The sequence below is a fragment of the Arsenicicoccus sp. UBA7492 genome, assembly GCF_002479615.1.
Classification (GTDB): domain Bacteria; phylum Actinomycetota; class Actinomycetes; order Actinomycetales; family Dermatophilaceae; genus Arsenicicoccus; species Arsenicicoccus bolidensis.
Window position 1 is genome coordinate 40,358 of sequence record NZ_DLOE01000036.1, and the last position, 21,626, is coordinate 61,983.

Below are 21,626 nucleotides of genomic sequence, written 5' to 3' on the forward strand. Positions count from 1 at the left end.
GCCATGACCACACCAACCCTGTTCCACAGCGTCCACTTCGACGACGCCGACGCGGGCCTGACCTTCCTGCGGGCGCTGGGCTTCGACGAGCGCGCGGTCCACCGCGACCCCGACGACCCGAGCACGGTCGTGCACGCCGAGCTCGCCTGGGGCGCCGCCGGCGCCGCCGGTGGCGTCATGTGCGGCTCCGCGGGGCGGGCCGTCCCGTCCGGCAGCGGCTACCAGCGGCGCGTCGGCGTCGCCACCTGCTATCTCGTCGTCCCCACCGACGAGCAGGTCGACGAGGTCCACGAGCGCGCGCTCGCGGCGGGCGGCACCTCGATCATGGCGCCGTCGGACCAGGACTACGGCGGCCGGTCGGCCTCGGTCGCCGACCCCGAGGGCAACCAGTACTCCATCGGGTCCTACGCGGGGGCGTGAGGGCGGGCCGGGGCCGTGCAGCCGTGCCAGGCCCGGGCGCGTCAGCGGCGGGGATCGATGATCGTGATGCCGGCGGGCGCGGCCGTGTCCATCGCGGGCAGCAGCCGCGCCGCGTCCGCCAGGCCGACGGCCCGCTCGACCAGGTCCTGCGGTCGCAGCGCACCGCCCTCGATCAGCGCCAGCATCCCGGGGTAGTCCGCGGCCGCCATGCCGTGGCTGCCGAGCAGGTCGAGCTCCCAGGCGATCACGCGGTCCATGGGGAGGCGCGGATGGCCGTCCACGGGCGGCAGCAGACCGACCTGCACGTGTCGCCCGCGTCGGCGCAGGCTGAGCACGGCGCTCGCGGCGGTCTGCTCGCTGCCCACCGCGTCGACGCTGACGTGCGCCCCGCCGGTCAGGGCCTGCACCTCGGCGGGGACGTCCACCCCGGTCTCGCTGAGGACCGTGCTGGTCGCGCCCATCGCGGCGGCGCGCTCGAGCGCCCCGACCGACCGGTCCACCGCGACGACCCGCGCCCCGAGCGCGCTCGCGACCATGACCGCGCTGAGCCCGACGCCCCCGGCCCCCACGACGCACACCCACTCGCCGGGCTGCACGTCGGCACGAGCGGTGAGGGCGCGGTAGGCCGTCGCGAACCGGCAGCCCAGGCTGGCCGCCGCCTCGGTCGTGACGCCGTCGGGGATGGCGACGAGATTGGTGTCGGCGGCGTGCAGCACCACCCGCTCGGCAAAGGATCCCCAGTGCGTGAAACCGGGCTGCTCCTGCGCGGGGCACACCTGCGCCTGACCGGTGAGGCACCAGTCGCAGCGTCCGCACCCGCACACGAAGGGCACCGTCACGCGATCGCCGACCCGCCAGCGCGAGACGCCCGTGCCGACGACGCTGACCACGCCGGCCAGCTCGTGCCCTGGCACGTGGGGCAGCGCGACGTCGTCGTGCCCGGCCCAGGCGTGCCAGTCGCTGCGGCACAGTCCCGTGGCGTGCACGTCGACGACCACCCCGCCCGCGGGCGGCGCGGGGTCGGCCACCTCCCGCACCTGCAGCGGCCCGGCCAGCTCGTCCATCACGACAGCACGCACGCTCGCTCCTCTCGACTGCCCGCGAGTCTAGGTGCCCGCCCGTCGAGCCCGCCCTCCCGCCTCCCTCCCGCCCTCCTTCGTCGAGAGGCGACAAATGGGGGTGATGAGCCGGCCACAACCCCCATTTGTCGCCTCTCAACGGGTGGGTGGGAGCCTCTCGACGGGGTGGGCGGGGGCGTCTCGGCGGGTGGTGGGGGAGGATGGCGTCATGAGCACCTGGATCGGCTTCCTGCGGGCGATCAACCTCGCCGGCAAGCGGACGTTCTCGCCCCAGCAGATCGTCGCGTGCCTGGAGGCGGCGGGGTTCACCGACGTCGCCACCCACATCAACACCGGCAACGTGCGCCTCACCACGACGATGCGCTCGCGCGACAAGGTCGTCGCCGCGATGGAGCGGGCATTCCTGGACGACAGGGGATTCGAGGTGCCGGTGGCGCTGCTGACGCCGGCGGAGGTCCGCGCGGTGGCCGACGAGCTGGACGAGGTCGGCGAGGGGCACGAGGGCAGGCACTACGTGTCCTTCCTGCCGCAGGAGCCGTCCGCGGAGGTGGTCACTGCGCTGCACGCCCTCGAGGCTCCCGGCGAGCGGGTCGTGCCCCGTGGGCGGGCCGTGCACCTGCTGCTCGGCCCCGACTACCACCGGTCGCGACTCACCAACACGGCCGTCGAGCGCGTCGCAGGGATGGCCACCAACCGCAACCGCACCGTGGTCGAGGCCATCGCGGCCAAGTGGTGCTGAGATGGGTCGCCCGGATGGATGTGCAACCTCCTGGCCCGTGAGCCGCGTCTCCCCAGCAGAGCCAGGGCGCACCGCCCGGTCCATGAAACAGGGGGAACGTCATGGGAACTCGCATCGCAGCACTCGCCTCGTCCGCCGTCGCCGTGCTGGCGCTGACCGCCTGCGGCTCCGGGGGGAGCGACGCGGCGGGCAGCTCGGCGGCCCGGTCGAGCGCCGCGTCGGCGTCCAGCGGGAGCACGGCCGGTATGCCGTCCGCGCCCACCGCCACCAACGGGACGGGCAGCGCGGGTGCCGGCACGACCGGCACCACAGCCCCGACCCCGAGGGCCCCGGCCGCGACATACGGCAGCTCGACCGGCACCACGACCCGCGCGGCGCGCCCGTCCACGGGCACGCAGGGGGGAGGCCAGGTGACCGGCGCGACCGGCGGGCTCAAGGTCTATCTCGAGGCGCACCTCGCCGACGTCAACGCGGGCGACGGCTGCGACGTGAACATCCGCGTCGACAAGCGTGTCGGCGGCTACGCGCGCGGCAGCTACTTCGCGCCGGAGTGCGATGCCGGCAAGGGCATCTGGGCCTACAGCGAGGCGGCCGACTGGCACGTCGTGCACCGCGGGCAGGAGCCGCCACAGTGCACCGAGCTGGCCCGCCTGGCGCCTCAGATGCCGACCAGCATCGCCGGGCAGTGCCTCCTCGACGGCAAGGCCGTCACCTGGCGACCCGGCCTGGTCGCCGAGCCCGACCCACAGGTCACGGGCGCGACGGGCGAGCTGCGGACCTACCTCGTCGGGCGGCTGCGGACGATGAACGCCGGCGACGGCTGCGACCTCGGGGCCCGCGTCGACGAGCGGGTCGGCGGCTACGCGCGCGGCAGCTACTTCGCGCCGGAGTGCGAGGGCGCGGCCGCCCTGTGGGCCCAGGGCGCCAACGGCTGGTCCGAGGTGTGGAGCGGCCAGGACACGCCGACCTGCGCGACCCTGCGGTCCAGGGCGCCGGGCATGCCCACCTCGATCGTCGACACGTGCGTGGGTGACGCAGGCAAGGCAGAGCCCTGGCGTCCGACGCGCTGATCGGCTCGAGCCGGGGCGGGGCTGCGGAATCGCGCGGCCCGCCCCGGTGTTGGGGAGGGCATGAACGTGAGCGAGATCCTCCCCCCCGGCGTCGCCCTGCCGCAGGCCAGCACCATCACGATGTTCTCCACCACCTGGTGCGGCTACTGCCGCCGCCTCAAGGGCGACCTCGACCGCGCCGGGATCGGCTACACCGAGGTCAACATCGAGGACTCGTCCGCCAGCGCCGAGCTGGTCGAGACCATCAACCACGGCAACCAGACGGTGCCGACCGTGGTCTTTCCCGACGGCAGCTCGGCCACCAATCCCTCGCTGGCCGAGGTCCGTTCGCGGCTCGGCTGAGTCTCCCGTGCCGTCGCCATCGCCGTGGTCAGCCGTATGACGCGGCTGCTGGTGGTCGCGGACACGCACGCTCCCCGGCGCTGGAAGTCCGTGCCGCCCAGGCTCGTTCCCCTGCTGGAGGGGGCGGACCTCGTCCTGCACGCGGGTGACGTGTGCGTGCCGGCGGTGCTCGACGAGCTGTCGGCGTTCGCGCCCGTCCGGGTCGTCCTCGGCAACAACGACGGCCCGGAGGTCGCCGCGTGGGGAGGCGGCGTCCCGGAGACGATGTCGCTCGAGGTCGACGGCGTCCGCCTCGCGATGATCCACGACGCCGGTCCCCGGCAGGGGCGAGGGCGGCGGATGCGGCGGCGGTTCCCGGAGGCCGACGTGGTCGTCTACGGCCACTCCCACATCCCCATGGACCTCGTGGAGGACGGGACGCATCTGTTCAACCCCGGGTCGCCGACCGACAAGAGGCGGCAGCCGCAGCACACGGCCGGGATCCTCGAGATCGCCGCAGGCGAGCTCGTCCGCCACGAGATCGTGGCCCTCTGAGGCTGAGGCGTCCTTGCGCCTGGCGCGCGTCATCGGGTGAGTCCGCTGCTCGTCGACGAGCAGCAGACTCACCCGATCCGGGTCAGACGGTGAGGCCGAGCCCGGTCAGCAGGGCGCGGTAGCCCTCGCGATAGGTCGGGTGCTGCAGCGTGAAGCCGGTCGCCCGTAGACGCGCGTTGGACAGGCAGCGACCCTCGGCCACGGATCGACCAGGGGTGCTGACCGACCACGAGATCCCCAGCAGCGCAGCGACATACGCGCTCAGCTCGCCGCTGGTGCAGGGCTCGTCGTCGGTGACGACGTAGAGCGGGTCCGGCGCCTCGGGGCGGGTCAGGAGGTGGACGACGGCGGCCGCCGCGTCGTGCCGGTGCAGCCGATTGGTCCACCGGTGCGGGTGCGGGTCCTCGCCGCGGCGCACCTGCGCGACGATGCGGGGCTCGCGGTCGCCGTACAGGCCGCTGAGCCGGGCCACCGTGCCGTGCGGCACCGCCTCCCGGAACGCCGACTCGGCCTCCAGCAGCACGCGCGAGGTCGGGCGTGACGGCTCCGGCGGGGTCGTCTCGTCCACGAGACCGGCGGCGTCGCCATACACCCCGGTCGAGGACACGAGGACGGCCCGGCGAGGTGACCGGCCCGCCCGGGTGGCCGCCTCGAGAGCGCGCGACATCCCTTCGACATAGGTGCGCCGGTAGCCCGCCTCGTCCCGCTCGTCCGCGGTCAGGCAGACGACGAGCAGGTCGGCGGACAGGTCCGGCAGGGGAGCCCGGGGATCGGTGATGTCGGCGGAGAGGCCGGTCAGCGGAGGCGGCACCAGGTCGGCGTGGCGACGCACCGCGCGCACATCGACGCCGGCCGACGCGAGGCGCAGCCCGATCCGGGACCCGAGGTCGCCGCACCCGACGAGCGTGGCGGTCGCCCGCGCGCCCCCGTCACCCATCGAGCGAGCTGGTGTCGTCCGGCACGTCGACGGCGTAGCCGCGCAGCACCTCCAGCGGCACGATCCCCAGCACCGCCTGGTTGGTCGCGGCGAGCCGCACCGGCGCCGCCGCGCCCGCCTCGTGCGCCATCAGCCAGTTGCGCGCCGTCACGCACCAGGTGTCGCCCGGCCGCAGCCCCGAGAAGCCGTGCTGCGGGCGTGGCGTCGACAGGTCGTTGCCGATCGACCGCTGGTGCGCCAGGAACTCGACGGTGACGACCGCGCAGATCGAGTGGTGCCCCAGGTCCTCCGGACCGATCGTGCAGGTCGCGTCGCGATAGAACCCGGTCACGGGGTCCTGCCCGCACTCGTCGAGCGGACCGCCGAGGACGTTGAGCTGGGTCATGGGGCCAGTATGCCGGGGCCCGACGGTCGGTGGGGCCTGGGCCCGACGCCGGGTCACCGTCAGGAGGGGTGCCCGGGCGCGGGGTCCTCTGCCACCAGACCCAACGTCCACCATCCTTGGACCAAACCCTCACGATCCTCGGGGGTGCCCAGGAGGTATGGCGCGCCCCGGGGGCACGGCGGGGCGCGTCAGGAGTTGAGCGGCCAGTCGTCGCGCACCGGGGCGCCGCCCTCGACCACGTCCTCCGGCTCGTCGGTGCGCTCGGTCCACGAGTCCTGCGGCCGGTAGCCGAGCTCGAGCATCGTGTTGGTGAGGTCCCAGCGGCGGTTGGGGTTGTCGGAGATCGCATAGTAGAGCCCGAAGGTCACCTCGGCCTCGATCGCGCAGCGAAAGACCCGCTCGGTGTCGTCCTCGCTGAGCCACATGGCGTGCAGCAGGTCCTCGTCGGCGTCGAACGGGTCGTCGGACATCCACCCGATGCGGAGCGCGATGACGTCCAGTCCGTGCTCGTCGTGGTAGTAGCGGCCCAGCGTCTCGCCGAACACCTTGGACACGCCGTACAGCGAGTCGGCGCGCGGCAGCTGGTGGGGATAGACGGGCCACTGCTCGAGCCGGTCGTACATCCCCATCGCGTGGTTGGACGACGCGTAGACCACGCGGCGCACCCCGGCCTCGCGAGCCGCCTCGAGCACGTTGCGGTAGCCCACGATGTTGGCGGCGAGCACGTCGTCCCAGTCGGACTCGGGGGAGGCGGAGCCCGCGAGGTGCAGGACGGTGTCGACGCCCTCCATGAGCGGCAGCACCTCGGCGTAGTCCTCGAGGTCGGCCCGCTGGAGCACTCGCTCCTGCTCGTCGTTCTTGGGGGTGCGGCCGTGCTGCACGATCTCGTAGTCGTCGCGCAGGCGGTCAGCCAGCAGCAGCCCGATGCCTCCGGTCGCGCCGGTGATGAGGATCCGTCGCCTGGTCTGGGTGGTGCCGGTGTCGGTGTCGGTCATGGCTCCATCATCGCCCGCAGGTCGGCGCGCATGGCGGGAAAGGCAGCCACGCAGAAGCCTGCTCGTTCGTAGAGCTGCCGCCCGTCAGCGGTCGCCATCAGCTCCGCGCGGGCCACCCCGGTCTCGCGGGCTGCGTCGACGTCGGTCATGGGCCGACTCTCGCCACGGGCGCTGGACAGGAGGTGAACACGTGCTGCACAACCCCTGGTCACGGCGCTCGGTAGCGCGACTCGGTCGACGGGTCCAGCGCGCGCCGTCGCACCAGCTCCCGTATGGCGTGCAGCGCCACCCCACGCTGGTCGTAGACCTGGTGCGCGACCAGCGCGAGGTGACGCAGCTGCTCGTCGTCGAGCAGGTCGAGCCGCGTGAGGTCGCGGACGTAGAGGGCGTCGGCCTCGACGAGCTGCCGAGCCTGGCGCTCGTCGGCGTCGGCCCACTGGACGGGAGCGATCGGCCAGGTCTTGGTCGAGACGAATCCCTGCGGCACGAACCCCTGCTCGCGCAGCTCGAGGTCGATCTCGGCGAAGGTCGGTTGGGCCCGGTAGAGCCGGTGGAAGCCCACCTCGACCTGGATGGTCGTGGCCCGCGCCAGCGTCTCGCGGCCGCCGCGAAAGATCATGAGCTCGGCGCCCTGCACGTCGATCTTGAGGTGGTCGAGCAGCTCGATCTCGCGGACGTCGTCGAGGCGGGTCGTGGGGAGCGGCAGACGGTCGACCACCGTTGCCAGCCGGGGGAAGTCGACGAGCAGCTCGAGCTGCGCGGGGTCGGGCTCGTAGAGGCTGGAGAACCCGGACGAGGCGCACAGGTGCAGGGTGTGGGTGGCGCCGTCCCCGATGGCATAGGGGAGGTAGCGCTCGAGATCGCCTGCGGCCGACCGCAGTCGCTCGATCGCCTCGGGCTGCGGCTCGAATCCCGTGACCCGGCAGGCTCCCTCGCGCAGCATGGCGAGATAGGGCGGCTCGTCCTCGAGCGGGTTGGCCCCGATGTCGACGACCTCCGTGAGCCGCGTCGGCCCGAGCAGGTCTGCCAGACGGTCGGACTCGCGTCGTGGGGAGATCGTCCCGGACATGCTGCTCCTCGTGTCGCGCCGGCGGTCCGTCGACCCTAGAGGGGGCGGTCGTCGCGGTGGGGGTTAGCCCGGTGGCTGGTCGAGGGCAGCGCGCCGGTCGTGCAGGTGGCTGAGCTCGGCCTCGTTGCGGCACAAGGAGATCGCCGCGTCGTATGCCGTCCTGGCCGCCGCCACTCGCCCGGCCCGGGTCAGGAGCTCGGCGCGCACGGCGTCGAACCGGTGGCTCGCGCCGACCCCGCCGACCCCGCTGATCGCCGCGATAGCGGCCAGGCCGGCCCCTGGCCCGCGGGCCTGCGCCACCGCCACGGCGCGGGCGAGCTCGACGCTCGGGCCGGGCGCCACCGCCACGAGCAGGTCGTAGTGCGCGACGATCCGGTCCCAGCGGGTGCCGTCGGGCCGCGGCGCCAGCGCGTGCTCCGCCGCGATGCGCGCCTGCAGGAGGTAGGCGGCGGCCTGGACCGGCAGCCCGCCACGCAGGGGTGCGGACTCGAGCAGGGCCACCGCCTCGGCGATCTCGTCGCGGTGCCAGCGGCTCCGGTCCTGGTCCGCGAGCAGCACTAGCCGCCCGGCGTCGTCCGTGCGGGCGTCCCGGCGCGAGTGCTGCAGCAGCACCAGGGCGAGCAAGGCCGTGAGGGTGGGGTCCCCGGGCGTCAGCGCCCGCACCGCACGGACCAGGCGGACCGCCTCGCCGGCCAGCTCGGCGCGCACCGGGTCAGGCCCGCTGCCCGGGGCATACCCGGCGGTGAACGCGAGGTAGACCGTCTGCGCGACCGTCGACAGCCGGCCCGGCAGCTCGGCGGCACCCGGCACGGCGAAGGGGATGCCGGCCGCCACGACCTTCTTCTTGGCCCGCGTCAGCCGGGCCGCCATCGTGGCCTCGGGCACCAGGAACAGCCGGGCGATGTCGGGCGTGCTGACCCCCACCACCAGACGCAGGGCGAGGGCGCTCGCGGCCTCCGGCGCCAGCGCGGGGTGGGTGCACATGAGGACGAGCCTCAGGAGGTCGTCCTCCACCAGACCCCCGGGGTCGGCCATGGCGCCTCCGCTCCCTGCGGTGCGCTGGATGTCGCTGACCAGCAACGGCATACGGCGGTGCTGCATGGCCTCGGCGCGCAGCCGGTCGAGCACCCGCCGCGCGGCCGCGGTGTGGAGCCAGGCCACCGGGCTGTCCGGGACTCCGTCCACGGGCCACCGTCGCGCGGCGGCCTCGACGGCGTCGGCCAGGGCGTCCTCGACCAGGTCGAGCCGGCGGAAGCGCGCGAGGAGCAGGGACGTCAGGCGTCCCCACTCCTCGCGCACGACGGACCCGAGCAGCGCGAGCGACGCGTCAGGTTCGCCGGTCACGGCGCCTCAGCCGAGCTCGATCGTCGGACGGATCTCGACGGTGTAGGTCGCCGGCAGCAGCCGCGCCACCGCCACCGCTGCGTCCAGGTCTGGCAGCTCGACGTCGTAGTAGCCGGCGATCATCTCGGCCGTCTCCGCGTACGGACCGTCCGTCACCACGACCTCGCCGCCCTCGTGGCGCACCGTCGTTGCGGTGTCTGCCCCCGCGAGGGGCGCCGAGCCGAGGCGGCGGCCGCGCGCGTCGACGGCGGCCTCGAAGGCGGCGTGCGCGTCGACATACTCCTGCTGCTCCTCCGCCGTCGCCGACTCCCAGGTGCGCGGGTCGTAGGCGAGAAGCACGAGATAGCGCGTCACGACGGGCGATCCGCGGGATCGACGTTGGGGCGGACCTCGACGCCGTCGCCCGTCTCGGCGATGATCTGGCAGCACTCGAGCAGGCCGTCCAGGTCGTCCGTCTCGATCTGGTAGTAGCCCCCGACCTGCTCGGCCGTCTCGGCGTAGGGCCCCTCGGTCACGGGCCCGCCGCCCGCAGGGATCGACCTCGACTGCGACGAACGGGTCAGCTCCGCACCACCCACGACGCGGTGGCCGCCCGCGGCGAGGGCCTCGCCGAACCTCTCGTACTGCGCGTAGCCGTCCTTGCGCTCCGCCAGGCTCATCGAGGTCCACCAACGGTCGGCGTCTCCCACGATCAGCACGGTGTAGTCAGCCATGGTCATCTCCCATCCGGGTTGCGGGCCGCGGGTGCGACCTCACCACTGTGACGCGCGGGCCCCCACGAGATCGACAGCTGAGGGGAGGGAAATGACGGCGAGGCGCTCGTGTGAGACCCCCTCCCTGCCGGGTAGGTGCACGAACAAGCCCACCATCGAAGGAGAGTCACATGTCCGACGACACCAACACCACCACCGTGGACCAGCTGACGCTGCAGGACCCCGTGAAGCGGTACCCCTCGATCACGCCGCCCGCCGAGGCGCTGCCCGGCACCGGTCTGGACGCCGAGATGACGCCCAAGGCGGACCTGGGCGAGAAGTCCTACCGCGGCACCGGTCGGCTCGAGGGTCGCAAGGCGCTCATCACCGGTGGCGACTCCGGCATCGGCGCGGCCACCGCGATCGCCTACGCCCGCGAGGGCGCCGACGTCGTCATCACCTACCTCCCCGAGGAGGAGAAGGACGCCAAGAAGGTCGCCGCGATCATCGAGGCCGAGGGCCGCACCGTCGGCACCGTCCCGGGTGACCTGCGCGACAAGGCCTTTGCCAAGACCCTGGTCGACGAGGCCGTCAAGACCCTCGGTGGTCTGGACATCCTGGTCAACAACGGCGGCAAGCAGGTCGCCACGGAGTCCTTCGACGACATCGACGACGAGCAGCTCGAGGCGACCTACGACATCAACATCCTCGCGATGTTCCGCCTCGTGCGCGCCGCCCTGCCGCACCTCGAGCCGGGCGCGACGATCATCAACACCACGTCGATCCAGGCCTACTCCCCGTCGGCGACGCTGATCGACTACGCGTCGACCAAGGCCGCGATCAACAACTTCACCAAGGGCCTGGCGGAGCAGCTGGCGCCCAAGGGGATTCGCGTCAACGCGGTGGCCCCGGGCCCGATCTGGACCCCGCTGCAGCCGTCCGGCGGCCAGCTCCCCGACGACCTGCCGGAGTTCGGCAAGTCGACCGCCCTCGGCCGCGCCGGCCAGCCGACCGAGCTCGCCCCCGCCTACGTCTTCCTCGCCTCGCCCGAGTCGAGCTACGTGATCGGCGAGACGCTCAACGTCAACGGCGGTATGCCGACCCCCTGATCCCGCACCACCCCCAAGATCGTGAGGGTTTGGTCCAACATCCTTGGACCAACCCTCACGATCTTTGTGCTCTGGGGCTCTGGGGCTCTGGGGCGCGGGCGCTGGCGCTCTGGGGCGCTGAGGCGCTGGGACGTCGACTCCCCGACCCCGGGCGTCAGCTGTAGGTGGGGCGGTCGTCGTCCGCCGGGTCCTCGGTGCCCTGGACGTCGGTGTCGTGCGTCGCCGGGGTCCAGCTCGGGTCGCCGTGCAGCACGGTGCCGTCGTCGAGGGAGATGGTGAGGTTGCTGGCCTTCGCGATGTTCTCCGAGAGGCGGTCGACGACGTGCTTGGGCTGCTCGATGCCGAGCTTGGTCAGGCGCTCGCCGAGCATCTCCGACACCGCGTGGTGGTCCCGCCCGGACTGGGACAGCTCGACCAGGTCGTTGACCAGGATGCGGCGCTGCCGGTCGTCGAGCTGCTCGAGCATGGGGGTGCTGAGCGTGACGATCGCGTCGCGGCTCTCGACGTGCTCGTGACCTGGCTGAAAGCTCTCGGACATGGGGGCCTCCCGGTGGACTGGGCGCCGAGCCGGATGCTCGTCCGCCATGACGTTCCTCGAGCCTAGTTCGCCGGCCGCGCCTGGCGGCCCTTGCGGCCCCCCGCCCCGATCATCGTGAGGATGAGCGTCAGGACGCGGATCGTCCGCAACGGGCCCTAGCGTCGGGGCCATGAGCTATCGCGTGGTCCCTCTCGGACCGGACACCTGGGAGCCGTTCGCCGAGCTCGTCGAGCGCAACAACGGGGTGTATGGCGGCTGCTGGTGCATCGGCTTCCACCCCGAGTGCGGGCAGCGCATCGACCACCGCGCCGCCAAGCGCGAGCGCGTCATGACGGACGGCGCGCACGCCGCGCTCGTGATCGACGAGGACGGGCTCGCGCAGGGCTGGGCGCAGTACGGCGACCCCGACGAGCTCGCCGGCATCAAGCACAAGCGGGCCTACGACCAGGACCCGCCGCCCGAGCCGGACTGGCGCATCACCTGCATCTACGTCGACCGCCGCCACCGCGGGCAGGGGATCGCCCGGCTCGCCCTCAGCGGCGCGCTCGAGCTCATCGCCGCCGCAGGAGGTGGCCTCGTGGAGGCGATCAGCGAGACCACCGTGGGGCGGCAGGCCCAGGGACGGTTCCTGTTCAGCGCCACGGCCGAGCTCTACGAGGACCACGACTTCCAGCGCGTGCGCCAGGTCGGCAAGCACGCCTGGATCCTCAGCCGCACCGTCGCCCCTGCCCACGCGACCCCTGCCACCCCCGTCCACGGCATACCCGCACCATCCGCGCAGGCCGCGCGAGTCCACCCACCGAAGGAGACGCCATGACCACCACCGACCTCCCGCCCTGGGAGCCCCCGATCGCCGGCGACGAGGCCGAGCACCTCGTCGGCATGCTGGACCGCCTGCGCGCGACGTTCCGCTGGAAGGCGGACGGCCTCGACCTGGCCCAGCTCCGGTCCGGCATACCGTCCTCGACCCTCACGATGGGCGGGCTGCTCAAGCACCTCGCCCTCGTGGAGGACGATGTCCTGTGCTGGGCCATCGCCGGCGAGCGGCCCGTCACCAGGACGCGGGTGCCCCAGGGCGAGGACGTGGACGTGGACGTGTGGCAGTTCACCGTGGGGGAGGGGAAGACGGCCGAGGAGATCTACGCCCTGTATGACGAGGCCGTCGCCCGCTCGCGCACGCGGCTCGCCGAGATCGTGGCGCAGGGGCGTCTCGACGAGCCCGCGCACCTGCAGCCCGACGGGCTGCGGCCCAGCATCCGGCGATTCGTGTGCGACCTGGTCGAGGAGTACGGCCGCCACACCGGCCACGCCGATCTGCTGCGCGAGGCGATCGACGGCCGCGTCGGCGAGGACCCGCCCGGCGACTGGGCGTGGCCCGCTCTGAGGCCCGCCCTCTGACCGCCGGTGCGCGTGGGCCCGCGCGGATCGGTGCAGGTCGTACGTCAGATCTGACACCGGACCTGCACCGATCTGCCAGGGCTCACCCATCTGCCAGGGCCCACCGAACTGCCAGGGCCCACCCATCTCCACGTGTCCGCCCGAGCCGGTCAGAGCCAGCCGTTGCGGCGGGCCACGCGCGCGGCTTCGGTCCTGGTGCGCGTCGCCGTCTTGCCGATCGCGCTGGACAGGTAGTTGCGCACCGTGCTCCGCGACAGGTGCAGCCGGCCGGCGATGTCGGAGGTCGAGCCACCGTGCTCCGCCTCCACCAGCACGGCCCGTTCGCGCTCGGTGAGGGGGCTGGCGCCGCTGCGCAGCGCGTGCCGGGCGAGCTCCGGGTCGATGACCGTGGCTCCGGCGACGACCTGGCGGATGGCGTCGACCAGCGCCTCGACCGGCCCGTCCTTGGCGACGAAGCCCCGCGCCCCCACCGCCATCGCGCGCTGCACGTAGCCGGGGCGGGCGAAGGTCGTGACGATCACGATCGCGCACCCCGGCAGCACCGTCACCAGCTCGGCTGCGACGTCGAGCCCGCTGCGCCCGGGGAGCTCGATGTCGATCAGCGCGACGTCCGGGCGTGACCGGGACGCCACCGCGAGGAGCGACTCGGCGTCACCCACCTCGGCGACCACCTCCATGTCGTCCTCGAGGTTCAGGAGCAGGGCCAGCGCGCTGCGCATCATCGCCTGGTCCTCGGCCAGCAGGAGACGGATCATGCCTCCCCCTGCTCGTCGGGGACCCAGGCGGTGAGGGTGAACCCCTCGGGGGTGCCGCGGGTCGTCATACCTCCGCCGGCGGACTCCAGGCGCACGCGCAGGCCCTCCAGCCCGCCCTGCCCAAGGGGACGGCCACGCGACCCGACGCCGTCGTCGCAGACGGTCAGCCGGTGGGCGCCCCCGGCGTGCGCGAGGGTCAACCAGCAGTGGTCGGCGCAGGCGTGGCGCAGGACATTGGTGACCCCCTCGCGCAGCGTCCAGGCCAGCAGCTCGTCGGCCACGCCGACCGGTGGGGACTCGATGCGGATGCTGGTCACCACGTCGGCCGCGGACAGGGCGTCGCGGGCAGCGCCGAGCTGCTCCTCCAGGGTGGGCGCCTGGGCGTCGTGGATGGTGTCGCGGACCTGGCTCATCGCCGTCCGCCCGATGCGCTCGATGCCCTCGGCGTGGCTCGCGGCCGCTGCCGGGTCGGTCGGGGCGAGCCGACGGACCGCCGCGGCCTTGACGACCATGAGCGACAGGGTGTGGCCGAGGACGTCGTGCAGGTCTCGCGCGACGCGCTCCCGCTCGGCGCCGACCGCGCTGACGGCCAGCTGCTCGCGGGTGCGCCGCAGCGCCTCGGCCGTGGCCACGAGCCGGCTCAGCGCGGCGGCGGTGGTGCCGGCCAGGGCGACGACGAACGCCTGCGGCACCGTCGCGTCGTCGACCCCCGAGACCTGGGACATGGTCACCCCGGCGGCGACCGCGCAGGCCGGTATGGCGACAAGCCCGTGACGACCCCGCAGCGCTACTCCGGCGGTCATGGCCACCAGCAGCCACGCGGGCTCCCACCCCGGCCAGGCCAGCGTCGATCCGAGGACGACGACGGCCAGCGCGAGGAGGGCGAGCGTCGAGCGCCACGTGGGGGTCGGCCAGCTGAGCAGCACCGCCGTGACGCAGGTGACCGCCGCGACGAGGCCCAGCGCGAGGCTGAGGTAGGCCGCCGACCCCGCCGGTCGCGACACGACGAGCTGCGCCAGGAGCACGGGGACCCACACCAGGACGGCGGCGTGCCGCTGGGTGACGGTGCTGCGCACCCGCATGAGACTCACCGTACGCCGGTGCTCAGCACGTCCGGGAGCGCCAGCCGGCCGCGATGACGACCGCCGCCACCACCGAGTGCAGCGAGACCAGCGTCATGGTCGCATCGCGGCTGACCCCGGCGGTCGTGCCCAGCAGCGAGACCAGCGCCACGACCGTGGCGGTCACCAGCCAGATCCGCAGGGCCCGGCGCGTGCGGGTGAGGCGCTCGAGCAGCCGCAGCGTGAGGAACCCGGCAGCCGCGCTGACGGCGGCGGCCACCACGACGTCGAGCGGGCCGACCTGCCGGGTCTACCCGCCGGTCAGGACGGTCAGGTCCACACCGACCAGGGGGACGGCGCAGGCCCAGGTCACGAGCGCGCAGACGACCGCGGCCCCCGTCCCCGCGAGGTCGGCCGTCCACGGCGCGCGGCTCGTGCGGCGGGACGGGAGGGGATGGGTGGCGAGCGAAGCGGTGCGTGTCATGGGGTGCTCCTGCGGGTCGTGGGTGGTGGCCGTCGGAGGCCATGTCATCGACGCTAGGAGCCGGGGTCGGGCGGGGGCAGGGACGGCGGGGGCACGCCTGGCAGGACAGATGTCCTGCCGAGCACGGCGGACCTGCTGCGCGAGGCGCCCGCGTGGGCCCGCCAGGACCGGTGCAGGTCGTACGTCAGATCTGACACCGGACCTGCACCGATCTGCCAGGGCCCACCGATCTGCCAGGGCCCACCCATCTCCTGCCGAGCGGGCGGTCGGCGTCTAGATTGACGAGCCACGGCTCGACCAGCCGTGACCCCCACCCCCCGAAGGGATCCGACGATGACGTCCATCCGTTCTGCCTGGTTCATCCATCCTGACAGCGCCACCCGGTCTGCCCGGTCCACGCGATCCACCGGACCTGCGCGAGCGACGCGTGCCGCAGCGGCCGTCGTGGCGCTGGCCGCGACCACCGCCCTCGCCGCGGCACCGAGCGCCACGGCCGTGCCGGCCCCCGGCTCGTCGGCGACCGCCTCGGCAGCCGCCAGGCCCGCACCGCCCGGAGGCCCCACGACCGGCGCGTGCGGCTTCACCCCGCTCGAGGACCGCACCTACTCCACGTGGGTGGGGCTGCCGCCCGACCCCAAGAAGGCCCAGACCCACGGCAAGGCCGCCGTCGTCCTGCAGACCAACCGGGGCGACATACCCCTGGTCCTCGACAAGGCCGGAGCCCCCTGCACCGTGCAGAGCTTCCTGTTCCTCACCCGCCAGAAGTTCTACGACGGCACGACCTGCCACCGGCTCACGGCCTACCGCACGCCCCCGGCGGCGCTGTCGGTCCTGCAGTGCGGTGACCCGCTCGGGACGGGCTGGGGCGACCCCGGCTACTCGTTCAAGGACGAGCTGACCACGGCCCAGGCTTTGACCAACTGGCCGGGCTTCCCCGACGGCAGCCGCAAGCTCTATCCCCGCGGCACCCTCGCCATGGCCAACGGCGGCCCGGACACCAACGGCAGCCAGTTCTTCCTCGTCTACGAGGACTCGCGGCTGCGACCGGACTACACCGTCTTCGGCCACGTCACCAAGGAGGGCATGCAGGTCCTCGACCGGATCGCCGCCGGCGGCATCGACCCCGGCACCGAGGGCACGCCCCAGGACGGTGCCCCGGCGCTCACCACGGTCATCGAGCGCGAGAAGCGCACCGGGGTCGGCGCCACCCGCTGAGGGAGAGCACGTCGGGCATCTCCCGCGGCCCCGCGCCCGATCCGCCAAGCGTTGCGCCCGCCGAACGCCCGCGCGTCCCCCTCGGTACTGTGGCAGGACCTCAGAGGAGAGGGAACGGCTATGGCAGGCAAGGCGATCAGTCGCAGGGAGGTGCTTCGGCTCGGCGCGGGACTGACCGCGGGAGCCGCCCTCGCCGCGTGCTCGCCCGCCCCCGACTCGGTCACCTCCGAGCTGATCCACGGCGCCACCGGCGGTGGGCTCAAGGACACCGTCGACCCGCACTTCCCGGTGACGATGCCGGACATCGCGCGGGTGCGCAGCCTGTTCGAGCCGCTGCTGCGGTTCACCCCGGACTACCGCATCGAGCCGTGCCTGGCCGAGAGCGTGGAGCACAACACCGACGCCACCCGCTGGACCTTCCACCTGCGCGAGGGGGTGACCTTCCACGACGGGCGGCCCCTCACCGCCACGGACGTCAAGGCCTCGCTCGAGCGGATGGGCGACCCCAAGAACCCCACCGCCCTGCTCAGCGACGTCGCCCCGCTCATCGACTTCGCGGCGAGCCGGGCGGTCGACCCGCGCACCTACCAGCTCGTCCTCAAGCAGCCCTACGGGATCATGGACCAGCTGCTCGCGGCCTACACGATGGGCATCGTCCCCCAGGACTTCGACCTGGCCCGTCCGATCGGCACGGGCCCCTTCCGCTACGAGTCCTTCGTGCCGGGGCAGCGCTCGAGATTCCTTCGCCACGACGGCTACTGGGACCGCAAGGCCAGCGTCGACTCGCTCGTGATCATCGACTTCACCGACGACGCCGCCAAGGTCTCGGCGCTGCTCGCCGGCCAGGTCCACACCATCGACAACCTCCCGGCCTACCTCGCGGGGGCGATCGAGCGGCAGGGCGCCCACACCCTCGTCTCCGAGACGGGCGGCTGGGTGCCGTTCACGATGCGGGTCGACGCCAAGCCGTTCTCCGACAACCGGGTCCGTCAGGCGATGCGCCTCATCGTGGACCGCCAGCAGATGATCGACCAGGCGCTGAGCGGCTTCGGGCGGCCCGGCAACGACCTCTACGGCCCGTTCGACCCGGACTACCTCGGCGGCGCGCTGCCGCAGCGGCACCAGGACATCGCCCAGGCCAGGCACCTGCTCAAGGCCGCCGGCCAGGAGGACCTGCAGGTCGAGCTGGTCACCTCCACCGCCGTCGGCACCGGCGGCGTCGAGTCCGCCAACCTCTTCGTCCAGCAGGCCGCCAAGGCGGGCGTCCAGGTGCGCGTCACCAAGGCCGACGCCGGCGCCTTCTATGGCGAGCGCTACCTGTCCTGGGTGTTCGCCCAGGACTTCTGGTCGACCCGCCTCTACCTCCCGCAGGCGATCGCGTGCGCGCTCAAGACCTCGGCCTACAACGAGACCCACTTCAACCACCCGCAGTTCACCGAGCTGATCACCTCGGCCCGCCGCACCACCGACCCCGCGCGGCGCCGCACGCTCGTGCAGGACGCGCAGCGGATCGAGCACGAGGAGGGCGGCCTGATCATCTGGGCGTTCGCCAACCAGGTCGACGGCTACAGCCACCAGGTCACCGGCCTGCAGCCGGCTCGCGAGCAACCCGTCTCGGCATTCCGGTTCAACACGATCACGCTGAAGGGGAGCTGATGGGAGCCACCCCGCACACCCCGCGCACCGAGCACACCGCCCCGTCCGCGTCGAGCGAGAGCGCCGCCGCCTCGAGCCGCCGCTCGCCGGTCCGGGCCTGGACCCGCTGGCTCGTCCGCCGGGTCCTGCTCGCCCTCGCCAGCCTCTGGGTCGTCTCGGTCATCGTCTTCCTCGCGACCACCGCCCTCGGCGACCCGGTCCGCGCGATCCTTGGCAAGGACTATGCCGTCAGCCCCGAGCGCGTCGCCCAGATCCGCGAGACGCTGCACCTGGACCAGTCGCTGCCCGAGCGCTACCTCACCTGGCTCGGCGGGCTGCTCCGCGGCGACCTCGGCACCAGCATCGCCAGCCAGCAACCGGTCGGCCAGCTCCTCGCCGACAAGGTCGCCAACAGCGCCTTCCTCGTCCTCGTGGTCGCCCTCGTGATGGTGCCGCTCTCGCTCGGTCTCGCGGTCCTGGCCGCGCGGCACCGCGGCCGCGCCGTCGACAACGTCCTGCAGGTCATCACCCTCGCGCTCGCGGGCGTGCCGGAGTTCGTGACGGGCATCCTGCTCGTGGCGCTGCTGTCCACCAGCGTCTTCCACGTCCTGCCCGCCGTCACGGTCCTGCCCGCCGGGGCGATGGTCTGGGAGCGTCCCGCGTCGCTGGTCCTGCCCGTGGCCACCCTCGTCGTCGCCGTCGTCCCCTACCTGATCCGCATCCTGCGCTCCAACCTCGTCGAGACCCTCGACTCGGACTACGTCGAGCTCGCCCGGCTCAAGGGCATCCCCGAGGACCGCGTGCTGCGCCGCCACGCCCTGCCCAACACCCTGGTCCCCACCGTCCAGGTCACCGCGCTGCAGCTGGCCTGGCTGGTCGGCGGCGTCGTCCTGGTCGAGTACCTCTTCAACTTCCCCGGCATCGGCGCGACCCTCGTCGACTCGGTCCGCAACTCCGACTACCCGATGGTGCAGGCGCTCGCGATGCTCATCGCCGCGGCCTACGTCCTGCTCAACCTCGTGGCGGACGCCCTGTCGATCCTGCTGACGCCGCGCGCCCGGACGGGGATGGTCGCATGAGCAGCAGCAGCAGCAGCAGCAGCAGCAGCAGCACCAGCACCGGCGGCCAGACCGGCACCGGCACGCGCTCCCGGTCGCGTCTCGCCGGGCTGGCGCGCGACCCCCGCGTCGTCATCGGGACGATCCTGACCCTGGTCGTCGTGCTGCTCGGCGTGTGCGGCCCGTGGATCGCCCCGCACGGCGAGTTCGACATCGTGGGAAGGCCGTTCACGCGCCAGGGCTCCTTCCTCGGCACCGACTACCTCGGGCAGGACGTCCTGTCCCGGGTGCTGCACGGCGGGCGCGCCATCCTGGTCACCTCGGTCCTCGCGACCGTCCTGGGCGTGCTGGTGGGAGTCGTGTATGGCGTCCTCGCCGCCTACGCGGGTGGCTGGGCCGACGAGCTGCTGATGCGGGCCAACGACGTCCTCCTGGCGTTCCCGCAGATCCTCGTGGCGCTGCTCGTGCTGTCCGCCGTCAAGCAGCCGGCCTGGTGGGTGATCGTGCTGTTCGTCGGCCTCGCGCACTTCCCCCGGGTGGCGCGCGTGGCGCGCGGCGTCGCCCTGACCTATGTCCACCAGGACTTCGTCGGGGCCGCGGAGGCCATCGGCGAGAAGCGCTGGCGGATCGTGGCGACCGAGCTCGGCCCCAACCTCACCGTGCCGCTGCTCGCCGAGGCGGGGCTGCGCCTGACCTACTCCATCGGCCTCATCGCCGGCATCGGGTTCCTCGGGTTCGCCTCCGACCCCGGCGCCGCCGACTGGGGGCAGATGACCAACGAGAACCGACTCGGCCTGCTCGTGCAGCCCTGGGGCGTGCTCGCGCCGGTGCTGATCATCGCGGTCTTCACCATCGGCACCAACCTCATCGCGGACGCGCTGGGCGCCCGGGCCGCCAAGGGGGAGTGATGGACAGCACCGGACCCGCGAGAGACGCGGCGAGCACCACCCCCGACACCCCCGAGGGCCCCGTCTGCGTGGTCGAGGGCCTGCGCGTCGGGCTCACCGGACGCGGGCTCGACGTGGTCGAGGACGTCGACCTCGTCGTGTCCGCCGGCGAGGTGCTCGGCCTGGTCGGCGAGTCCGGCTCGGGCAAGACCACCACGGGCACGGCGCTGCTGGGCTATGCCCGCACCGGCGCCGAGATCACCGGCGGCCGCATCGACGTCGCCGGGCACGACCTGCGCTCGATGAGCTGGCAGCAGGTGCGGGCCGTGCGCGGGCTCGACGTCGGCTACGTCCCCCAGGACCCGAGCTCGGCGCTCAACCCCGCCATCCGGATCGGGCAGCAGCTGCGCGAGCTGCTGGACCTGCACTCGATCGGGACCCCGCAGGAGCGCGACGAGCGCGTCCGCGAGATCCTGCCCGAGGTGGGGCTGCCCGCCGACGACGCCTTCCTGCGCCGCTACCCCCACCAGCTGTCCGGCGGGCAGGTGCAACGGGTGGCCCTGGCCATGGTCTTCCTGCCGCGCCCGGCGGTGCTCGTCCTCGACGAGCCCACCACGGGCCTCGACGTCACGACCCAGGGCAAGGTCCTCGACACCCTCGGGGAGCTGTGCCGCCGGTTCGACGTCGCCGCGCTCTACGTCACCCACGACCTGTCGGTGGTCGCCACCATCGCCGACCGCGTCGCGGTGATGTATGCCGGACAGGTCGTCGAGGTCGGCGCCACGCGTGCGGTGTTCGCCGAGCCGGCCCACCCCTACACGCGGGCGTTGCTGCGCGCCATACCGCACCTGCACAAGCCCTATGCCCTCAGCGGCATCCCCGGCCTCGCTCCCGCACCGGGGCGACGGCCCGACGAGTGCCGCTTCAACGACCGGTGCGAGCACGCGGTCGAGGCGTGCCGGGCCACCCAGCCCGCCCTCGTCGAGGTCTCGCGGACGGGCGGCGAGAGCCACGTCGCGCGCTGCATCCGCGTCGACGAGCTGCCACCGTGGGACCCCGAGGACCGCGCGGTCAGCGACACCGTCCCCGACCGGGAGCGCGAGATCGTGCTCGAGGTCGCGGGGCTGGACGTGAGCTATGGCCGCACCCAGGTCGTCCACGACGTCAGCTTCGACCTGGCCCGCCGCGAGATCGTCGCGCTGGTCGGGGAGTCCGGCTCCGGCAAGACCACCACGTCGCGGTGCGTCGCCGGCCTGCACCAGGACTGGACCGGCCGGATCGAGCTCGAGGGCGAGCAGCTCGTGGCGTCGGCGCGGCGGCGCTCCCCGGAGCAGCGCAAGCGGGTGCAGTACATCTTCCAGAACCCCTACCAGTCGCTGAACCCCCGCCGCACGGTCGAGCAGATCCTCACCCGCCCGCTCGCGCTCTTCGGGATCGCTCGTGGCCGGGCGGCCCGCGAGCGCTCGGCGGAGCTGCTCGACCAGGTCCAGCTCGATCCCTCCCTGCTGAGGCTGCGCGCGGGGCGGCTGTCCGGCGGCGAGCGACAGCGGGTCGCGATCGCGCGAGCCCTCGCCGCCGAGCCGGACGTGCTGGTGTGCGATGAGATCACCTCCGCCCTCGACGTCTCGATCCAGGGCTCGATCACGGCGCTGCTCGACCGGATCAAGGCCGAGCGCGGCATCTCCATGCTGTTCGTGACGCACGACCTCGCCCTCGTGCGCTCGATCGCCGACCGCATCGTCGTGCTCAGCGACGGCCGGGTCGTCGAGCAGGGGCTCACGGCGCAGGTGCTCGACCACCCGCAGGAGGACTACACGCGCGAGCTGCTGGCCCACACCCCGCAGCTGGCCAACGCGTTCGACTGAGCCGACCGCCCCGGC

General features: G+C 73.2%; 26 protein-coding genes and 1 pseudogene. 13 read left to right on the forward strand and 14 right to left on the reverse strand.

The window, feature by feature from the left end:
• Positions 1–3 precede the first annotated feature (3 nt).
• Positions 4–420 (forward strand): VOC family protein, encoded by a 417-nt coding sequence (locus B4E97_RS10050; protein ID WP_286959733.1) that lies wholly within the window; start codon positions 4–6, stop codon positions 418–420.
• Positions 421–461: 41 nt separating this feature from the next.
• Here the strand turns inward: B4E97_RS10050 and B4E97_RS10055 are convergent, their stop codons facing one another.
• A complete protein-coding gene (locus tag B4E97_RS10055) occupies positions 462–1,499 on the reverse strand; it encodes a zinc-binding dehydrogenase (protein ID WP_286959735.1) in 1,038 nt (345 codons plus the stop codon).
• Between the two features lie 208 nt (positions 1,500–1,707).
• Here B4E97_RS10055 and B4E97_RS10060 point away from each other — a divergent pair, with 208 nt between their 5' ends.
• From B4E97_RS10060 to B4E97_RS10075, 4 genes are all read left to right on the forward strand, one after another.
• The gene (locus tag B4E97_RS10060) at positions 1,708–2,238 is read left to right on the forward strand and encodes a DUF1697 domain-containing protein (RefSeq protein ID WP_239266733.1); all 531 of its coding nucleotides are present in this window, start codon (positions 1,708–1,710) and stop codon (positions 2,236–2,238) included.
• A gap of 101 nt (positions 2,239–2,339) precedes the next feature.
• The gene (locus tag B4E97_RS10065; RefSeq protein ID WP_286959736.1) at positions 2,340–3,308 is read left to right on the forward strand and encodes a hypothetical protein; all 969 of its coding nucleotides are present in this window, start codon (positions 2,340–2,342) and stop codon (positions 3,306–3,308) included.
• 60 nt (positions 3,309–3,368) lie between these two features.
• A complete protein-coding gene (locus B4E97_RS10070) occupies positions 3,369–3,650 on the forward strand; it encodes a mycoredoxin (RefSeq protein ID WP_286958565.1) in 282 nt (93 codons plus the stop codon).
• A 36-nt stretch (positions 3,651–3,686) separates the two neighbouring features.
• The gene (locus B4E97_RS10075; RefSeq protein WP_286959737.1) at positions 3,687–4,184 is read left to right on the forward strand and encodes a metallophosphoesterase family protein; all 498 of its coding nucleotides are present in this window, start codon (positions 3,687–3,689) and stop codon (positions 4,182–4,184) included.
• Between the two features lie 82 nt (positions 4,185–4,266).
• On the opposite strand, the gene B4E97_RS10080 is transcribed toward B4E97_RS10075, so the two are convergent.
• From B4E97_RS10080 to B4E97_RS10115, 8 genes are all read right to left on the reverse strand, one after another.
• Entirely contained in the window at positions 4,267–5,121 is an 855-nt protein-coding gene (locus B4E97_RS10080) for an NAD-dependent epimerase/dehydratase family protein (RefSeq protein ID WP_286959738.1), read from the reverse strand.
• The gene (locus B4E97_RS10085; RefSeq protein WP_286959740.1) at positions 5,114–5,506 is read right to left on the reverse strand and encodes a DUF2237 family protein; all 393 of its coding nucleotides are present in this window, start codon (positions 5,504–5,506) and stop codon (positions 5,114–5,116) included. Before B4E97_RS10085 ends, B4E97_RS10080 begins: the two co-directional genes overlap by 8 nt.
• A 188-nt stretch (positions 5,507–5,694) precedes the next feature.
• On the reverse strand, positions 5,695–6,501 hold the full coding sequence (locus B4E97_RS10090; RefSeq protein WP_286959741.1) for an NAD-dependent epimerase/dehydratase family protein: 807 nt from the start codon (positions 6,499–6,501) through the stop codon (positions 5,695–5,697).
• Positions 6,498–6,650, reverse strand: a complete 153-nt coding sequence (locus tag B4E97_RS10095) for a hypothetical protein (RefSeq protein ID WP_286959742.1) — start codon at positions 6,648–6,650, stop codon at positions 6,498–6,500. The genes B4E97_RS10090 and B4E97_RS10095 overlap by 4 nt, the downstream gene beginning before the upstream one ends.
• 59 nt (positions 6,651–6,709) lie before the next feature.
• Positions 6,710–7,570: an FkbM family methyltransferase gene (locus B4E97_RS10100; RefSeq protein ID WP_286959743.1), complete on the reverse strand. Its 861-nt coding sequence runs from the start codon at positions 7,568–7,570 to the stop codon at positions 6,710–6,712.
• Positions 7,571–7,633: 63 nt separating this feature from the next.
• Complete coding sequence (locus B4E97_RS10105) at positions 7,634–8,914, reverse strand: RNA polymerase sigma factor (RefSeq protein ID WP_286959744.1); 1,281 nt, start codon at positions 8,912–8,914, stop codon at positions 7,634–7,636.
• Positions 8,915–8,920: 6 nt separating this feature from the next.
• The gene (locus B4E97_RS10110; RefSeq protein WP_286959746.1) at positions 8,921–9,268 is read right to left on the reverse strand and encodes a YciI family protein; all 348 of its coding nucleotides are present in this window, start codon (positions 9,266–9,268) and stop codon (positions 8,921–8,923) included.
• The gene (locus B4E97_RS10115) at positions 9,265–9,627 is read right to left on the reverse strand and encodes a YciI family protein (protein ID WP_037214953.1); all 363 of its coding nucleotides are present in this window, start codon (positions 9,625–9,627) and stop codon (positions 9,265–9,267) included. The genes B4E97_RS10110 and B4E97_RS10115 overlap by 4 nt, the downstream gene beginning before the upstream one ends.
• Before the next feature lie 170 nt (positions 9,628–9,797).
• On the opposite strand from B4E97_RS10115, the gene B4E97_RS10120 reads away from it, so the two are divergent.
• Positions 9,798–10,715 carry an SDR family oxidoreductase gene (locus B4E97_RS10120; protein WP_019286790.1) on the forward strand — a complete coding sequence of 306 codons (918 nt, stop codon included), beginning with the start codon at positions 9,798–9,800 and terminating at the stop codon, positions 10,713–10,715.
• Positions 10,716–10,869: 154 nt separating this feature from the next.
• Here B4E97_RS10120 and B4E97_RS10125 read toward each other — a convergent pair whose 3' ends face one another.
• Complete coding sequence (locus tag B4E97_RS10125; RefSeq protein ID WP_286959747.1) at positions 10,870–11,253, reverse strand: hypothetical protein; 384 nt, start codon at positions 11,251–11,253, stop codon at positions 10,870–10,872.
• A gap of 169 nt (positions 11,254–11,422) precedes the next feature.
• On the opposite strand from B4E97_RS10125, the gene B4E97_RS10130 reads away from it, so the two are divergent.
• Both B4E97_RS10130 and B4E97_RS10135 read left to right on the forward strand, forming a co-directional pair.
• Positions 11,423–12,070: a GNAT family N-acetyltransferase gene (locus tag B4E97_RS10130; protein WP_019286788.1), complete on the forward strand. Its 648-nt coding sequence runs from the start codon at positions 11,423–11,425 to the stop codon at positions 12,068–12,070.
• Entirely contained in the window at positions 12,067–12,651 is a 585-nt protein-coding gene (locus B4E97_RS10135) for a DUF664 domain-containing protein (RefSeq protein WP_286959749.1), read from the forward strand. Before B4E97_RS10130 ends, B4E97_RS10135 begins: the two co-directional genes overlap by 4 nt.
• Positions 12,652–12,800: 149 nt before the next feature.
• Here B4E97_RS10135 and B4E97_RS10140 read toward each other — a convergent pair whose 3' ends face one another.
• The 4 genes and pseudogenes from B4E97_RS10140 to B4E97_RS10155 form a co-directional block, all read right to left on the reverse strand.
• The gene (locus B4E97_RS10140) at positions 12,801–13,406 is read right to left on the reverse strand and encodes a response regulator transcription factor (RefSeq protein WP_286958534.1); all 606 of its coding nucleotides are present in this window, start codon (positions 13,404–13,406) and stop codon (positions 12,801–12,803) included.
• Positions 13,403–14,488 carry a sensor histidine kinase gene (locus B4E97_RS10145; RefSeq protein WP_286959750.1) on the reverse strand — a complete coding sequence of 362 codons (1,086 nt, stop codon included), beginning with the start codon at positions 14,486–14,488 and terminating at the stop codon, positions 13,403–13,405. Before B4E97_RS10145 ends, B4E97_RS10140 begins: the two co-directional genes overlap by 4 nt.
• 22 nt (positions 14,489–14,510) lie before the next feature.
• Positions 14,511–14,762: pseudogene (locus tag B4E97_RS10150) on the reverse strand (DUF6069 family protein); the annotation flags it as partial.
• Between the two features lie 15 nt (positions 14,763–14,777).
• Positions 14,778–14,951 (reverse strand): hypothetical protein, encoded by a 174-nt coding sequence (locus B4E97_RS10155; protein ID WP_156911228.1) that lies wholly within the window; start codon positions 14,949–14,951, stop codon positions 14,778–14,780.
• Positions 14,952–15,284: 333 nt separating this feature from the next.
• Between B4E97_RS10155 and B4E97_RS10160 the strand changes: the two genes are divergently transcribed.
• The 5 genes from B4E97_RS10160 (at position 15,285) to B4E97_RS10180 (ending at position 21,611) form a co-directional block, all read left to right on the forward strand.
• Positions 15,285–16,166, forward strand: a complete 882-nt coding sequence (locus B4E97_RS10160) for a peptidylprolyl isomerase (RefSeq protein ID WP_286959751.1) — start codon at positions 15,285–15,287, stop codon at positions 16,164–16,166.
• A gap of 120 nt (positions 16,167–16,286) precedes the next feature.
• Entirely contained in the window at positions 16,287–17,822 is a 1,536-nt protein-coding gene (locus B4E97_RS10165; RefSeq protein ID WP_286959752.1) for an ABC transporter substrate-binding protein, read from the forward strand.
• A complete protein-coding gene (locus tag B4E97_RS10170; RefSeq protein ID WP_286959753.1) occupies positions 17,822–18,880 on the forward strand; it encodes an ABC transporter permease in 1,059 nt (352 codons plus the stop codon). The genes B4E97_RS10165 and B4E97_RS10170 overlap by 1 nt, the downstream gene beginning before the upstream one ends.
• The gene (locus B4E97_RS10175; protein ID WP_286959754.1) at positions 18,877–19,767 is read left to right on the forward strand and encodes an ABC transporter permease; all 891 of its coding nucleotides are present in this window, start codon (positions 18,877–18,879) and stop codon (positions 19,765–19,767) included. The genes B4E97_RS10170 and B4E97_RS10175 overlap by 4 nt, the downstream gene beginning before the upstream one ends.
• Positions 19,767–21,611, forward strand: a complete 1,845-nt coding sequence (locus tag B4E97_RS10180; protein ID WP_286959756.1) for an ABC transporter ATP-binding protein — start codon at positions 19,767–19,769, stop codon at positions 21,609–21,611. The genes B4E97_RS10175 and B4E97_RS10180 overlap by 1 nt, the downstream gene beginning before the upstream one ends.
• The last annotated feature ends 15 nt before the right edge of the window (positions 21,612–21,626 follow it).